This window comes from Martinezella paranaensis, assembly GCF_014200235.1.
Lineage (GTDB): Bacteria > Pseudomonadota > Alphaproteobacteria > Rhizobiales > Rhizobiaceae > Rhizobium > Rhizobium paranaense.
The window spans coordinates 188,644-203,724 of sequence record NZ_JACHBI010000003.1 but is presented as its reverse complement, the minus strand read 5'-3'; the positions used below and the strand labels follow the sequence as shown (position 1 = coordinate 203,724).

Sequence of the window (15,081 nt, the reverse complement as noted above, 5' to 3'; positions counted from 1 at the left end):
CTTCACGATAACCAATTGAAAAGGCCGGGCAAAAAACCGGCCTTTTTGTTGAATCATTTTATGAAGTTTGAGCCGATTGCAGCGTAAACCTACTCTGTGGTGACACCCTGGAAGGGGCGAACTTCCCGGCCGGGCATGAAGCAACCGAGGCGCTTGATTTCCCATTCCAGCTTGATGCCGGACTTCTCGAAAACCTCGCGGCGCACCTGCTCGCCAAGATATTCAAGATCGTAGCCGGTCGCCTGCCCCATATTGATCATGAAATTGCAATGCAGCGACGACATCTGGGCGCCGCCGATAACCAGGCCGCGGCAGCCGGCTTCATCGATCAGCTTCCAGGCGGAATGCCCTTCTGGGTTCTTGAATGTCGAACCACCGGTCTTTTCGCGAATGGGCTGCACAGTCTCGCGATGCGCCCGCACGGCATCCATCTCGGCCCGGATCTGAGCCTTATCCTCGGGATATCCCTCGAAAAGAACATGCGTGAAGATCAGGTCGTCCGATGCCGTCGAATGGCGATAGGTGTAGCCCATCTCGGCATTGGTCAGCACATGTTTCTTGCCCTTGCGGTCGACCGCATGCACCTCGACGACGCGATCACGCGTCTCGGAGCCGTTGGCGCCGGCATTCATACGCGCCGCGCCACCGATGCCGCCGGGAATGCCGTAGTAAAAATGAAAACCGCCGATACCGTTGTCCATAGCCATCGCGGCAACATGCTTATCCGGGCAAATGGCGCCTGCCATGATGCGATTCTCACCGGCAAGCTCGACCGAGCCGAAGCCCTTCGCCGACAGGCGCAGAACGACGCCGGGAATGCCGCCGTCGCGCACCAGGATGTTCGAACCGACGCCCACCACCGTCAACGGCACTTCGGCCGGCAGGACCTTCAGGAAAGCGATCAGATCGTCCGTATCATGCGGCTGGAACATCAGCTCCGCCAGCCCGCCGGCGCGAAACCATGTGACGCGATCCATCGGCGCGTCCGGCGTTAACCGGCCACGAATATCCTTTACGCTGTCGCCGAGCGACGCCAGAAGCTTTTCCCCATTCACCTGTTTCATGCGGACTTACCCGAGAGGCCTTCCAATTCCTTTGGCAATGAAGCTGCCCAATACGTGATGCTCCCAGCCCCCAAGAGAACCACAAAATCACCTGGCCGCGCAATCTCCGCGACCATTTGCGCAAGCTCCTCTTGCGACGGCAGATAGCGCGCATCGCGATGGCCGCCCGCCTTGATGCGCGACACCAGAGCCTGCGAATCCGCGCCTTCGATCGGGTCCTCACCGGCTGCATAGACCGGCGCCAGGAAAATGCTGTCGGCATCGTTGAAGCAGGCAGCGAATTCCTCAAACAGACTCGACAGACGCGTGTAACGATGTGGCTGGTGAACGGCGATGATGCGGCCCTGGCAGGCCTCGCGCGCCGCCCTAAGCACGGCCTTGATCTCCACCGGATGATGGCCGTAATCGTCGAAGACCTTCACGCCGTTCCATTCGCCCGTGAGCGTGAAGCGACGCTTGACGCCACCGAAGGAGGCGAGCCCCCTGGCGATCGCCTCATTGGAGATGCCAAGCCGGTTGGCGACGGCGATCGCCGCAGTCGCATTGGAAATATTGTGCCGGCCGGGCATCGGCATGACGAGATCCTTGATCTCGAAAACCTTCCCCGTTCGGCGCCTGCGAATTTGGATATCGAACAGCGAGCGCGTACCGTCGATGCGCACATTCATGAAGCGCACATCCGCCTGCGGATTTTCGCCGTAGGTGATGACCTTGCGGTCTTCGATGCGGCCGACCAGCGACTGCACTTCCGGATGATCGAGGCACATGACACCGAAACCGTAGAACGGCACATTCTCGACGAACTGCCGGAAGGCGGCACGTACCGCGTCGAAATTGCCGTAGTGATCCAGATGCTCCGGATCGATATTGGTAACGACGGCAACGTCGGCGGGCAGCTTCAGGAAGGTGCCATCCGATTCATCGGCCTCCACCACCATCCACTCGCCCTCGCCCATGCGGGCATTCGTGCCGTAGGCGTTGATGATGCCGCCGTTGATGACGGTCGGGTCAAGTCCGCCGGCTTCGAGCAGGGTTGCGACCAGCGAGGTGGTCGTCGTCTTGCCATGCGTGCCGCCAATAGCGATAGCATTGCGGAAGCGCATCAGCTCGGCCAGCATTTCGGCGCGACGCACAACCGGCAGCAGCTTTTCGCGGGCGGCGGCGAGTTCCGGATTGCTCTTCTTGATGGCGGTGGAAACCACTACGACTTCCGCGTCGCCGAGATTCTCTGCCTTGTGACCGATATGGACCGCGATGCCCTTTTCGCGCAGCCGCTGCACGTTGGCGCTCTCCGACTGGTCCGACCCCTGCACGCGATGGCCGAGATTGTGCAGCACTTCAGCGATGCCGCTCATCCCGATACCGCCGATACCGATAAAATGTACGAGGCCGATAGCCTTCGGCAGCTTCATACGCCCGCCCCCTTGAATTCCTGAATTGAACGTTTCGCGGCAATAGCCTCAACCATATCGGCGAGCAAGCTCGCGGCATCCGGTTTGCCGGCCTGTTTGGCCGCAGCCGCCATCTTCGCCAGTTTCTCCGGCATCGTCATCGCGCCGCGCAGGATCGTCGAGAGCTTTTCCGGCGTAAGTTCGGCTTGCGCGATGACCTTGACGCCACCCGTTGCCGCAAGGGCCGCCGCATTGGCAGCCTGGTCGTGGTCCAGGGCATAGGGATAGGGCACCAGGATCGCCGGGCGACCGATGACGGCGAGTTCCGATACAGTTGACGCGCCGGAGCGGCAGAGGACGAGATGAGCGGCACCTATGCGCTCGGCCATGTCGGTGAAGAACGGCGCGACATCGGCGCCCATCTCCAGCCTCCTGGCGCAGCTATTGACCGTCTCCATATCCTCGGGGCGCACCTGTTGCGTAATCCGCAGGCGCTTGCGCAGCGGCTCCTCCAACAGGCTGATCGCTGTCGGCACTGCCTTGGAGAAATATTGAGCACCCTGGCTGCCGCCGAAGACGACCAGATTGAAAGGATCATCCGGGCCAGATGGCACATAGGGCCGCTTGGCCGCTTCGATCACGGCCGGACGCACGGGGTTGCCGGTCGTCACCGTCTTCTCCGGAAACGCGCCACCCTTCTCCAGAAAACCACCGGCGATCGCCTGAACGCGGGCGGCAAGCGCCTTGTTCGCGCGTCCCATCACGGCGTTCTGCTCATGGAGCATCGCCGGCACGCCCATACGAGTGGCGGCAAGCAGCGGCGGCACGGTCGGATAACCACCGAAGCCAACGACGCAAAGCGGCTTGATATTGCGGATCAGCTTGCGAGCGGCGCGCATGCCCATCCACAGCGTCCAAAGCGACTTTGCGACCTTGATCGGATTCTTCGAACCGATCGTTGCCGACGGCACCACATGAATCTCATCCGCCGGAAACTTGCCGGCATAACGTTCCGCGCGGCTGTCGGTGACGAGGTGCACGGAATAACCGCGCTCCCTGAGCTTATAGGCCAGCGCTTCGGCCGGAAATACGTGGCCGCCGGTTCCGCCGGCGGCAAGCAGAATAATACCTTTACTCATGATCTTCGCTCCCGCGAACAGCCCCTGCGCGGGGCATCTCCCTAATATAGGAAGCCGCCATGCCCGCGTCACTGAAGCGCGTCAAGCTTCCTTCATAGACCCCCGTCTTCGCGAAAGCGAACGAAGAATAAGCGTAATCCGGGAGATGGGAACGAAGCGCAGATAGGTCCAAAACGATCACTCCGCCGGCAATCCATGCGTCACGCGAAAGAGGCTGCGGTCCTGCGCTCTCTTTTCCGGCCGATGACGCGTCAGGGCCAGAATAAAGCCCGCCGTCACACAGATGGCGGTCATCGACGAGCCGCCATAGGAGATCAGCGGCAGGGTCATGCCCTTGGCCGGCAGCAATTGCAGGTTCACGCCGACATTGATGATCGACTGAATACCGATCTGCAGCACCAGGCCGGCAACGGCAAAACGGTTGAAATCGTTCTTTTCCTTATAGGCATGCGACAGGCCGCGCAGCACCAGAAAGGCGAAGATGCAGACGAGCACCATGCAGAAGACGACACCAAATTCCTCGGCTGCCACCGAGAAGATGAAGTCGGTATGGGCGTCCGGAATGATGCGCTTGACGATGCCTTCACCCGGCCCCACACCGAACCAATTGCCGTGAATGATCGCTTCCTTGGCGGTATCGACCTGGAACGTGTCGCCTTCGCCGGTCAAGAACTTGTCGACGCGAAGTGCTACGTGGGGAAAGACGTAATAGGCCGTCACGAAGCCGCCGACGCCGAGGCCGCCGAGCACCCCGATCCACAGCCAGGGCATGCCGGCCATGAAGAACATGCCACCCCAGACGGCGGTGGTAAGGATCGTCTGCCCAAGGTCGGGCTGAGCAACGAGGAGTGCGGCGACGATGCCGAAGAGGATGATAGCGAAGAGATTGCCCGGAATTTCCGGCTGGCGCGCATGCTCGGCAAACAGCCAGGCGCAGACGACGACGAAGGCCGGCTTCATGAATTCCGACGGCTGGATGGAGAGCGCTGCGATGTTGACCCAACGCCGCGACCCCTTGACCTCGACACCGAAGAACAATGCGAACAGCATCATCGCCAGCGAAACGATCAGCAGGATGACCGCAGTGCGCCGCACCTGCCTCGGTGTCATAAAGGAAATGCCGATCATCGCTGCGATCGCCGGAACAAGGAAAAGGGCGTGGCGCTTGACGAAGTGGAAAGGCTCGAGCCCAATGCGTTCCGCCACTGCGGGCGAAGCCGCAAAAGAAAGCATGAAGCCAATGCCAATCAACAGGATGAAAAGAGAGAGAAATACACGGTCGATGGTCCAGAACCATTCGGCCAAGGCCCCACGCTCAACGCGGCTTACCATATCAATCGCCTCCTGTTGCTGAACTGACCAACATGGTGACGCCTTCGACCGCAGCCACGTGGCTGACGAAGGCATCACCCCTGACCTCGAAATTCTTGTACTGATCGAAGCTTGCGCAAGCCGGTGACAACATCACCGCCGCCGTCTCATGTTCGCCCTTGTCGGCATCGGCTGCCGCATGTGCGACCGCGCGCTCCAAAGTGCCCGATATTTCGTAGGGCACCTGCTCGCCGAGCGTCGCTGCGAAGGCGGGTGCCGCTTCGCCGATGAGATAGGCCTTCGCGATGCGCGGGAAGAGCGGCGCCAGCGTCGTGATACCGCCCTCTTTCGGCAAGCCGCCGGCGATCCAATAGATATGATCGTAGCTCGAAAGCGCCGGTGCGGCGGCATCCGCATTGGTGGCCTTTGAATCGTTGACGAACACGACACGGCCGCGCCGGCCGACCGGCTGCATGCGATGCTTGAGGCCGGGAAAGGATTTGAGCCCGGCGCGAATATCGTCAGCGGAAATGCCGACGGCCAGACATGCGGCAATCGCGGCCGCTGCGTTTTGTGCATTGTGGCCGCCGCGCAGCGTCTGGATGCCGTCGAGATCGGCGATCTCCGAGGTCGCGCCGGTCGATGCCTGGATGATGCGGCTGCCTTCGGCATAAAGCCCGTCAGCCAGCACATGCCGGCGCGAGATGCGGGTAACCTTGCCACCCGCCCGTTCGACGCGATCGGCAATCAGCGAAGAATAGCTGTCGTCGACGCCGATGACGGCAACGCCGCTGCCGGCCACCAGCCGTTCCTTGATATCGGCATAATGCTGCATCGTACCGTGCCGATCGAGATGATCGGGCGTCAGATTGAGCAGAATGCCGGCGGAAGGATTGAGGGTCGGGGCAAGATCGATCTGGTAGGAAGAGCATTCGACGACGTAGTAGCGCTCCGCCTTCGGCGGCTCCAGCGTCAGGATGGCTGTTCCAATATTGCCGCCAAGCTGCGTATCGCGACCGCTCGATTGCAGGATATGGGCAATCAATGCCGTCGTCGTCGATTTGCCGTTGGTGCCGGTGATGGCAATGAAAGGGCAATCCGGTGCATGTGCCCGCCGCTCTCGGACGAAGAGCTCGACGTCGCCGATGACTTCGACGCCGGCTGCGTGAGCGAGATCGACGGTCCAATGCGGCCTCGGATGCGTCAGTGGTACGCCGGGCGACAGCACGAATGCCGAGAGCCCATTCCAATCGATCGTTCTGAGATCGGCGACCGGGATACCTTCGGCCGCAGCCTTCACCACGCTATCGGGATTGTCGTCCCAGGCGGTCACCTCGGCACCACCGGCGACAAGCGCCCGCGCGGTGGCAAAACCCGAGCCGCCGAGGCCGAACAATGCGACCTTCTTCCCCTTGAGCGTGGTGACAGGGATCATCGCCGCCTCACCGGAGCTTGAGAGTGGAGAGGCCGATCATCGCCAGGATGACCGCAACGATCCAGAAACGGACCACGACTTGGCTCTCCGTCCAGCCCTTCTTCTCGAAGTGATGGTGAATCGGCGCCATCAGAAAGACGCGGCGGCCGGTCATCTTGAAGAAGCCGACCTGGATGATGACCGAAAGCGCCTCCAGCACGAACAGGCCGCCGATGATCGCCATGACGATCTCATGCTTGGTGGCAACTGCCACCGAACCGATCATGCCGCCAAGTGCCAGAGAGCCGGTGTCACCCATGAAAATAGCCGCCGGAGGTGCATTGAACCAGAGGAAGCCGAGACCGGCACCGATGACAGCACCGAGCACCACAGCCAATTCACCGGTGCCGGGCACGAAGTTGATCGCCAGGTAATCGGCGAAGACAAAGTTGCCGGCGAGATAGGCGATGACGCCGAAAGAGGCGGCCGCAATCATGACCGGCACGATGGCAAGCCCATCAAGACCGTCGGTCAGGTTTACGGCATTACCCGCGGCGACGATAACGAAAGCGCCGAAGAGGACGAAAAACATGCCGAGATTGAGCATGAAACTCTTGAAGAAAGGGAACGCGATCGATGAACCGAAGGTCGACCCGGCGGTACCCGAGGAGAGCGCCGTGCTCATCATGAAGTAGACGGCAATGGCGGCGATGACGAATTCGATACCGAGGCGCGCGCGACCGGAAAAGCCTTTGTCGCTCTGCTTGGTGACCTTGAGATAGTCATCATAGAAGCCGATGGCGCCGAAGCCCAATGTAACCAGCAGCGTCGCGACCACGTAGACATTGGCAAGATCGGCCCACAGCATTGACGACACAACGATGCCGGCCAAAATCATCAGGCCGCCCATGGTCGGCGTGCCTGCCTTCTTGAAATGGGTCTGCGGACCATCGGCACGAATCGGCTGCCCCTTGCCCTGACGTACACGCAGGGAGGAGATGATTCGCGGCCCGAAGAGGAAGACGATCAACGCCGAAGTGAACAAAGCGCCGCCGGTGCGGAACGTGATGTATCTGAACAGATTGAGAAATCTGAAATGAGTACTGAAAAAATGAACGTGGTCCGACAGTTCGGCAAGCCAGATCAGCATAAGAGCCCTTTCTAAAGCCCCTGATGGGAGTGGGGCTCCGTGTCGGAAAATGCTGGAAACTTGTCAAGCAAAGCTGCCACGATCTTCCCGAATCCTATCCCCAACGACGATTTCACCATCAAAACGTCGCCAGGGGCGACCGAGTTGAGCACGAATTCCGAGAGCTCCTCCGTATTCTCACGGTATTCGACATGGACACTTTCCGGCAGCGCATCCCTCAACGCCGCCATCTCCGGACCTGCCAGCCAGACATGCTCGATGCCGGCGGCCAGTAGCGGACCAGCAAGATTGGCATGCACTCTCTGGGCATAATCCCCCATTTCCAACATGTCACCGAGAATGGCGACCCGCCTGCCCGCTCTCGCGCCGACATTGGCATCCGGCGAAGATGTCGCCAGCAGCGCAATGGCCGCGCGCATCGATGCGGGGTTGGCGTTGTAACTTTCGTCGATCAGCGTGAAGTAGCCATTAGCGATCGCGCGCTTGTGGCGCTGCCCCCTGCCCTTTTCCGCCTGCAGGGTCGCCAGCGCATCGACCGCCTTGTCGAGATCGGCCTCGACCAGCATCACCGCACCGAGGACCGCCAGCGCGTTTTCCGCGATATGCCGCCCGGGCGCACCAATCGCCACTTCCATCGTCTCGCCGCCGATCGTCAGCCAGAGCGTCGAATTCTCTTCCGACGCATTGAATTCCGCGAGCCGTACATCCGCCTTGGCATGCTGGCCGAAACTATGCACATGCTCGACGCCGGCGGCCAGTGCGGCGCGCTCCAGCAAATCGAACTGATCGTTGTCGCGGTTGAGGATGACATGACCGCCCGGCACGACGCCGTCGAAAATCTCCGCCTTGGCAGCGGCGATCTCGGTGATGTTCTTGAAATTGCCGAGATGCGCGGGCGCAATCGTGGTGATGATCGCCACATGCGGCTGCACCATCTTGGTCAGCGGACGGATCTCCTCCGGATGGTTCATGCCAATCTCGAAAACGCCGAAATCCGTATCCTGAGGCATGCGCGCCAAACTCAGCGGCACGCCCCAATGATTGTTGAACGAGGCGACGGAAGCATGCACCGTACCGGACGGCGAAAGCGTCCGGCGCAGCATCTCTTTTGTGGTGGTTTTGCCAACCGAACCTGTGACGGCGATGATGCGCGCCTGCGTGCGCTCGCGGGCGGCAACGCCGAGCCTGGCGAGCCCGGCCAAAACGTCATCGACGACGATCTTCGGCACGGTCAGCCGGCCCATAGCCGGCAGCCGCGCCTCGCTGATCACGATCAGCGCCGCACCGTTCGCCATCGCCAGGTTGGCATAATCATGGCCGTCGACGCGATCGCCCTTGATGGCGAAGAAAGCTTCGCCCGGCTTGATCGAACGGCTGTCGATAGAAATCCCCGTAACGCCCTCAGGCAGCGCTCCGAAGGAGCGGCCCGCAATGGCGGCGATCATGTCTTCAGTTGTCCATAGCCAGCTCAAGACTTTACCTCCTCCAGTGCTTTGCGCAGTTCAGCATGGTCGGAGAAGGGCAGCGTGACGCTGCCGATCGTCTGACCTTCCTCATGCCCCTTGCCCGCGACGATCAGCGTATCGCCGGATTTCAGCATGCCGACCGCCTCACAGATCGCCTTGGCACGATCGCCGATCTCGGTGGCGCAGGGTGCTGCGGCCATGATCTCGGCGCGGATCGCCGCCGGTTCTTCGGAGCGCGGATTGTCGTCGGTGACGACAACAACATCGGCCAGGCGGCAGGCGATTTCGCCCATGATCGGCCGCTTGCCGCGATCGCGGTCGCCGCCGCAACCGAAGACGACGATGACGCGGCCAGTGGTGAACGGCCGCACCGAATTCAGCACATTTTCCAAGGCATCCGGCTTATGCGCATAGTCCACATAGGCAAGTGCGCCGTCGTGGGTATGACCGACAAGCTCCAATCGCCCGGAAGCGCCAGCGAGCTTCTCTAACGCCGCCATGGCAACCGGCGCGGCAACGCCGGTAGAAATGGCAAGCCCTGCGGAAACGAGCGCATTGGCGACCTGAAAGTCGCCGGCGAGCGGAATATGGATTTCGAAAATATCGTCATCCACATGCACTTCCGCGATCTGCTTGTGACGGAAATGCTCGACACGCTTCAGCGCGAGGAAATCGCCCTTGCGGCCTACGGTGCGTATGTCATGACCGGCGTCGCGCGCAGCCGCGATCGCCTGTTCCGACCAAGGATCGTCGGCAAAGATCACCGCCGGCGAGCCTTTCGGCAGCAGGTCCCTGAACAGCCGCATCTTGGCGGCCATGTAATCCTCGACCGTCGGATGATAGTCCATATGGTCGCGGCCAAGATTGGTGAAGGCAGCAGCGGCAAGCCTGACACCATCGAGGCGGAATTGATCGAGGCCATGGCTGGAGGCTTCCATTGCCGCATGGGTGACGCCCTCGTCCGCAAGCTCGGCAAGCAACTGGTGCAGCGACACCGGATCGGGCGTCGTCAGCGAACCGTAGTCGTTGCGCGTCGGCGACATGACGCCGGTCGTTCCGATCATCGCCGCCGGATGGCCGGCATGCGCCCAAATCTGACGGGTAAAGGAAGCGACCGAGGTTTTGCCGGCGGTGCCGGTGACGGCGACCATCGTCTGAGGCTGCTTGCCATAAAAGCGCGAAGCAGCGACGGCGAGGAAACGGCGCGGCGCCGTTACGGTCAGCAGCGGCACGCCGGTTGCGACAGCGCCTTGGCCTGCGACAACGACAGACGCACCACGCGAAACGGCATCGGCAATGAAACTTGCGCCGTCAGCCTTGGTGCCGGCAACAGCTACGAAAGCCATACCGGGCGCAACCTTACGGCTATCAGCGGAAAGGCCTGTTATCTTAAGATCGCCAAGTGCCCCGCCGATTTGTTCGTTGAGTTCCGGAAACGCATTTCCGGCAATATCCCGCAAGTTCATCGAATATACTTTTCGTTCTTGATCAGTCCGCCCCTCGCGAATCGACCCGTGTATTCTTTCACGCTTAATAAGACACCAGCAAGGCGGAGTTACCGTTTCCGAAACTGGGTTGTATTCCAAGGATCGGCGCTGCCCGCGCGATGATATCGCGAGCGATCGGCGCCGCGGTGTATGCGGAGATCGTACCGCCATGTTCACCGGTCTTCGGCTCGTCGCAGAAGGTCATGATGACATATTGCGGATTGTCGATCGGGAAGGCAGCCAGGAAGGTGTTGAAGTTCAGCGTGTGCGAATAGTGACCATTGACGACCTTGTCGGCCGTGCCGGTTTTACTGCCGACGTCGTAGCCGGGGACGCGAGCGGCACGGCCCGATCCCTTGGAGCCGTTGAAATCGAGCAGGAAGCGGATATCGTCGCTGGTGCTCTTCTTGACGACAATCTTGGCGATCGCATCGGCCTGCTCGCGGGTGCGCGGCAGGAAGGTCGGCTCGATCAGCTTGCCGCCATTGACGAGAGCCGCGCCGGCGACTGCCGTCTGTAGCGGCGTGGTGGAGACACCGTGGCCGAAGGAGATGGTGATCGAATTGATCTTCTTCCACACACGCGGCTGCGTCGGCATCTTCACTTCCGGCAGCTCGGTGTTCAACTTGCTGAGCAGCCCCATCCGCGTCAGGAATTCCTTGTGCGCGTCGATACCGACTATGTCGGCGATCTTCGCCGTGCCGATGTTGGACGAATATTGGAAGATTTCCGGAACGGTCAGCACGCGATGCTGGCCGTGGAAGTCGTGAATGGTGAAGCCGCCGATGCGGATCGGATTGGTGGCGTCGAAGGCGTCGCGCAGCGTCACCTTGCCAGCATCGAGCGCCATCGCCATCGTGAAAGTCTTGAAGGTTGATCCCATTTCGAACGTGCCGTTCGTCATGCGGTTGAGCCAGCCTTCCGCAGCGCCTTCGTTCGGATAGTTCGGATCGAAGTCGGGTGCCGACGCCATGGCCAGCACTTCGCCGGTACGGGCGTCGAGCACAGCGGCACCTGCACCCTTTGCCTGGAAATTATTGACGGCATTGACGACCGCGTCATGAACGATGTCCTGCACGCGCAGATCGATCGACAGCTTCACCGGCTGCAGCGGCTGGTCCGTGGTCATGCCGGCAGCCGCGAGATCGGCGAGCCCCTGGTCGTCGATGTATTTCTCCATGCCGGTGACGCCGCGGTTGTCGATGTTGACGTAGCCGAGAATATGGGCGGCGGTCGAGCCGCCGGGATAGAAGCGGCGCTTTTCCGGACGGAAACCGATGCCGGGAATGCCGAGCGCCAGGATCTGGCTCTGCTGTTTCGGCGTCAACTGGCGGCGAAGCCAGGCGAAATGCGAGGTTTTGACGGCAAGCTTCTTATAAGTGCCCTTGGTGTCGAGATCGGGCAGCACAGTGCGCAATTGCTCGACCGCTTCATCGGGATCGATGATCTTGTTCGGCTCGGCGAACAGCGACACGGTGCGGATATCGGTTGCCAGCAGGGCGCCGTTGCGGTCGACGATATCGGGGCGCGATGCCATCAGCCGGTCCGGCGGCAGGATGCTCGACGTCGTATCCGGGGGCGTCATGGCGAACTGGGCAAGACGGCCACCGATGATGCAGTAGACGACGGTAAAGCTCGCGACCAACAGAACAACGCGGCTCTTGGCTTGATTGGACTTGCGCTTGCGGGCACCCTCGAAAGTCGAGCCGCCGAAACCGTCGTTCGGGCGGTTATTGCCGTCGGTGGAGAAATGCGCCTTGCTTTTCAAGACCATGATGCGCGAAAGAAAAGACATCACTCGTCCACCGATCCCGTTGCGATATTGTCGACTTCTTGTTTTTTGTGCTTCACCAGCGACGGCGCCTTGGCGACCGGACGCGGCGCAGGAGCGGCGGCGACATCGGCAATCGCCTTTCGGATTTGCGCGTCCGTCGTGTCGCCGCTCTTAGATGCCACGCTGGCGCTAGACTTCCCGCCGCCAGTCTTTGCGTTACCGGGCTTGGTGACATCCTTGGCATCGGCGACGGTTTCCGGAACCTGCGAGCGGAGCATCGGCAATTCGCTCGGCTGCACGATCGCAGTAGATAGCGTCGGCTGCAGCTTGAGTTCATTGCTGTAGTTGTTGACCAATCGCTCCAAGCGGTTTGGCTGCACCACCAGCGCCCAGTCCGCCTTCAGAAGTTCGATCGTGTCCGTTTCCAGCTTGATTTCCGATTCGAGGCGACGAACCTCCTCGAGCTTCAGCTCGGCCCGATGCTTGATCGTGTAGGTGACGGTGGCCATCGCTGTCATGACGCCAATCAGAATGATGTCAAAAGTCTTCAGCATATCAACCTCCGAGCTTTCCGAGACTGGCGAGATTGGGCAGATCGAAGATCGAGAGATCGGCAGCCTCGGCCGGCACTGCGGTACGAAGACCCGCACGCAGCTTGGCCGAACGCGCCCGCGGATTGGCTTCCGCCTCCGCATCGCCAGCGGAAATCATCGACTTACCAATCGGATCGAAGGTCGCCAGCCGCTCATGAACCATCGGCATATGGCGGGAACCGGCGGCGCGGCCGGAGCGATCGGCGAAGAACTTCTTGACGATCCGGTCTTCCAGCGAATGAAAGGTAACGACAACCAGGCGCCCGCCCGGCTTCAGCGCCCGCTCGGCAGCAAACAGCGCCTGCGCCAACTCGCCGAGCTCGTCGTTGACAAAGATGCGCAGCGCCTGGAAAACACGGGTCGCCGGATGGATCTTGTCCTTGGCCTTCCGCGGCGTGACGATTTCGATCAGTCCGGCGAGATCGCGGGTCGTGACGAATGGCGTTTCCGCCCGGCGCTTTTCGATCGCATGCGCAATGCGCGGCGCCTGCTTCTCCTCACCGAGGAAGGCGAAGATGCGAATGAGATCGGCCAGCTTGGCGCGATTGACGACATCGGCCGCAGACACGCCGCTTGCCGACATGCGCATGTCGAGCGGACCGTTCTTGTTGAACGAGAAGCCACGCTCGGCCTCATCGAGCTGCATGGACGAGACGCCAATATCGAGCACGACACCATCGAGCCCACCTTGCGGCGCGTGATCGGCAAGCTGCGAAAACTGCGAATGAATAAGAGAAAGATGACCCGTATGAGCGGCAACCATCGCTTGCCCTGCCGCGATCGCCGTCGGATCGCGGTCGAGCGCAATCACATCCGCGCCAGCAGCCAGAATAGCCGAAGTATAGCCGCCCGCACCGAACGTGCCATCCAGAATGAGTTTGCCGGGGGCCGGCGCCAATGCTTCGAGCACCTCCGCAAGAAGAACCGGAATGTGACGAACCGGTCCGCCACCGGCATCAGTCGAGCCTCCGCCAGGATTCGCCGCCATTCCGTTTCCCCGTTCTATTCCGAGCGCCGGCCCGCCAGCTTGCGCTCCTCTCGTGCCCGCGCCTGCAAGGCTTGAAAAGCCTCCGGCTGCCACAATTGAAAATGATCCGCTCGCCCGACGAAGGTCACCTCGTTGGCGATACCGGTGAAGCCGCGGATGAAATCCGTGACCATCAGCCGCCCTTCCGCATCGAGCTTCATGAAGACCCCGCCCCCGTGAATCAGGAGCGACATCTGGTTCGCCGCCGGCGAAAAAGGATCGTCCGCCGCAATCTGCCGCTCGAACCGATCGAGCAGATCGAGACCGCCGACGCTGATCGCCGGAAACACAAAATCCTGGAAACAATAAAGCTCCTGGATATTGCGCTCCGCGAGCACGGAACGAAACGCCGCCGGCACGGATACCCGGCCCTTGGCATCGATCCTGTTGGTCGCATTCGATAGGAAGCGGTTCATGACGCGAAACACCCGTTTCCCATGACATACGGGCGATCATTCGCCCGCAGACATAGCCAAAATCGGACACAGCTTCGCAAGCCGAAAGAGAGAATACTCTTCCGACACCCCTAGAAAAGGAGAGATCATGGCTTTGCGATGAACGGGCTCTGATTTGCCCTTGTGCAGTGTGCTTTTGGGATACCATGGGACCATATGGGCGTCAATGGGATGAGGCCACCGAGACGTGGCCACAGCCTGAATATTCATATCCCGTTAAGTTTAACGAAAGGTTATGATCACCGTGAACCGAGGCGCCAAAGCGGATTGTTTTCGCAGACGAAAACGCCTCTATCCGGCACGCTTGGAAGGCTGGAAACCAAGGCTTTTGACCGCCCGATAAATTGTTTCCACAGGGCCGAAAGAGGAGCACTGGGATTAGCGAGGGATAATTTGCCAGTTGGCCTGTAAGCCGGGTTCTGTATGGCTCCGGCCGAGGCCGGAACGTGGCAGCCATTCATCTGGGACGACGCTTGCGCGCCGCCTCGTGCAACCCACCCGGATGACAGGCCCGGAAACGGGCTGGACCGCTTTCGCGATCCGCGTCATCCCTATTCGGTTTTGCTCCCGGTGGGGTTTACCGTGCCGCCGCTGTTGCCAGAGGCGCGGTGGGCTCTTACCCCACCCTTTCACCCTTACCCGATCCGAAGACCCGGCGGTTTGCTTTCTGTGGCACTTTCCCTGAGGTTACCCCCGCCGGACGTTATCCGGCACCGTGTTTCCGTGGAGCCCGGACTTTCCTCACCCCACCGCCTTTCGGCATTGGTGAGGCGCGGCTGCCCGGCCAACTGGCAGGGCTCCATTAGCCGA

General features: G+C 60.9%; 12 protein-coding genes and 1 other RNA gene. All 13 read right to left on the bottom strand.

Annotation, left to right across the window (positions count from 1 at the left end; genetic code table 11):
* Positions 1–89 precede the first annotated feature (89 nt).
* Positions 90–1,064 (bottom strand): UDP-N-acetylmuramate dehydrogenase, encoded by a 975-nt coding sequence (gene murB, locus GGD50_RS09860; protein WP_107108466.1) that lies wholly within the window; start codon positions 1,062–1,064, stop codon positions 90–92.
* Positions 1,061–2,476: a UDP-N-acetylmuramate--L-alanine ligase gene (murC, locus tag GGD50_RS09855; protein WP_107108467.1), complete on the bottom strand. Its 1,416-nt coding sequence runs from the start codon at positions 2,474–2,476 to the stop codon at positions 1,061–1,063. The genes murB and murC overlap by 4 nt, the downstream gene beginning before the upstream one ends.
* Positions 2,473–3,594, bottom strand: coding sequence for an undecaprenyldiphospho-muramoylpentapeptide beta-N-acetylglucosaminyltransferase (gene murG, locus GGD50_RS09850; protein ID WP_107108468.1), 1,122 nt, complete (start codon positions 3,592–3,594; stop codon positions 2,473–2,475). Before murG ends, murC begins: the two co-directional genes overlap by 4 nt.
* A gap of 177 nt (positions 3,595–3,771) precedes the next feature.
* On the bottom strand, positions 3,772–4,926 hold the full coding sequence (gene ftsW, locus GGD50_RS09845; RefSeq protein ID WP_107108469.1) for a putative lipid II flippase FtsW: 1,155 nt from the start codon (positions 4,924–4,926) through the stop codon (positions 3,772–3,774).
* Between the two features lies 1 nt (position 4,927).
* Complete coding sequence (gene murD, locus GGD50_RS09840; protein WP_107108470.1) at positions 4,928–6,340, bottom strand: UDP-N-acetylmuramoyl-L-alanine--D-glutamate ligase; 1,413 nt, start codon at positions 6,338–6,340, stop codon at positions 4,928–4,930.
* Positions 6,341–6,347: 7 nt separating this feature from the next.
* Complete coding sequence (gene mraY, locus GGD50_RS09835; RefSeq protein ID WP_107108471.1) at positions 6,348–7,469, bottom strand: phospho-N-acetylmuramoyl-pentapeptide-transferase; 1,122 nt, start codon at positions 7,467–7,469, stop codon at positions 6,348–6,350.
* 11 nt (positions 7,470–7,480) lie between these two features.
* Positions 7,481–8,941 carry a UDP-N-acetylmuramoylalanyl-D-glutamyl-2,6-diaminopimelate--D-alanyl-D-alanine ligase gene (locus tag GGD50_RS09830; protein WP_107108472.1) on the bottom strand — a complete coding sequence of 487 codons (1,461 nt, stop codon included), beginning with the start codon at positions 8,939–8,941 and terminating at the stop codon, positions 7,481–7,483.
* Positions 8,938–10,401, bottom strand: a complete 1,464-nt coding sequence (locus tag GGD50_RS09825; RefSeq protein WP_107108473.1) for a UDP-N-acetylmuramoyl-L-alanyl-D-glutamate--2,6-diaminopimelate ligase — start codon at positions 10,399–10,401, stop codon at positions 8,938–8,940. Before GGD50_RS09825 ends, GGD50_RS09830 begins: the two co-directional genes overlap by 4 nt.
* Positions 10,402–10,465: 64 nt before the next feature.
* Positions 10,466–12,217, bottom strand: coding sequence for a peptidoglycan D,D-transpeptidase FtsI family protein (locus tag GGD50_RS09820; protein WP_107108474.1), 1,752 nt, complete (start codon positions 12,215–12,217; stop codon positions 10,466–10,468).
* Positions 12,217–12,750 (bottom strand): cell division protein FtsL, encoded by a 534-nt coding sequence (ftsL, locus tag GGD50_RS09815; protein WP_107108475.1) that lies wholly within the window; start codon positions 12,748–12,750, stop codon positions 12,217–12,219. Before ftsL ends, GGD50_RS09820 begins: the two co-directional genes overlap by 1 nt.
* Before the next feature lies 1 nt (position 12,751).
* The gene (gene rsmH / locus GGD50_RS09810) at positions 12,752–13,777 is read right to left on the bottom strand and encodes a 16S rRNA (cytosine(1402)-N(4))-methyltransferase RsmH (protein WP_107108476.1); all 1,026 of its coding nucleotides are present in this window, start codon (positions 13,775–13,777) and stop codon (positions 12,752–12,754) included.
* Between the two features lie 14 nt (positions 13,778–13,791).
* Positions 13,792–14,232 (bottom strand): division/cell wall cluster transcriptional repressor MraZ, encoded by a 441-nt coding sequence (gene mraZ / locus GGD50_RS09805; RefSeq protein ID WP_107108477.1) that lies wholly within the window; start codon positions 14,230–14,232, stop codon positions 13,792–13,794.
* 431 nt (positions 14,233–14,663) lie between these two features.
* Positions 14,664–15,063, bottom strand: an RNA gene (gene rnpB, locus GGD50_RS09800) — RNase P RNA component class A.
* Positions 15,064–15,081 lie beyond the last annotated feature (18 nt).

What these genes read in the sequence shown, in the direction of transcription:
- murB (WP_107108466.1), bottom strand. Translation starts at nt 1,064, where the DNA reads ATGAAACAGGTGAATGGGGAAAAGCTTCTGGCGTCGCTCGGCGACAGC.
- murC (WP_107108467.1), bottom strand. Translation starts at nt 2,476, where the DNA reads ATGAAGCTGCCGAAGGCTATCGGCCTCGTACATTTTATCGGTATCGGC.
- murG (WP_107108468.1), bottom strand. Translation starts at nt 3,594, where the DNA reads ATGAGTAAAGGTATTATTCTGCTTGCCGCCGGCGGAACCGGCGGCCAC.
- ftsW (WP_107108469.1), bottom strand. Translation starts at nt 4,926, where the DNA reads ATGGTAAGCCGCGTTGAGCGTGGGGCCTTGGCCGAATGGTTCTGGACC.
- murD (WP_107108470.1), bottom strand. Translation starts at nt 6,340, where the DNA reads ATGATCCCTGTCACCACGCTCAAGGGGAAGAAGGTCGCATTGTTCGGC.
- mraY (WP_107108471.1), bottom strand. Translation starts at nt 7,469, where the DNA reads ATGCTGATCTGGCTTGCCGAACTGTCGGACCACGTTCATTTTTTCAGT.
- GGD50_RS09825 (WP_107108473.1), bottom strand. Translation starts at nt 10,401, where the DNA reads ATGAACTTGCGGGATATTGCCGGAAATGCGTTTCCGGAACTCAACGAA.
- GGD50_RS09820 (WP_107108474.1), bottom strand. Translation starts at nt 12,217, where the DNA reads ATGTCTTTTCTTTCGCGCATCATGGTCTTGAAAAGCAAGGCGCATTTC.
- ftsL (WP_107108475.1), bottom strand. Translation starts at nt 12,750, where the DNA reads ATGCTGAAGACTTTTGACATCATTCTGATTGGCGTCATGACAGCGATG.
- rsmH (WP_107108476.1), bottom strand. Translation starts at nt 13,777, where the DNA reads ATGGCGGCGAATCCTGGCGGAGGCTCGACTGATGCCGGTGGCGGACCG.
- mraZ (WP_107108477.1), bottom strand. Translation starts at nt 14,232, where the DNA reads ATGAACCGCTTCCTATCGAATGCGACCAACAGGATCGATGCCAAGGGC.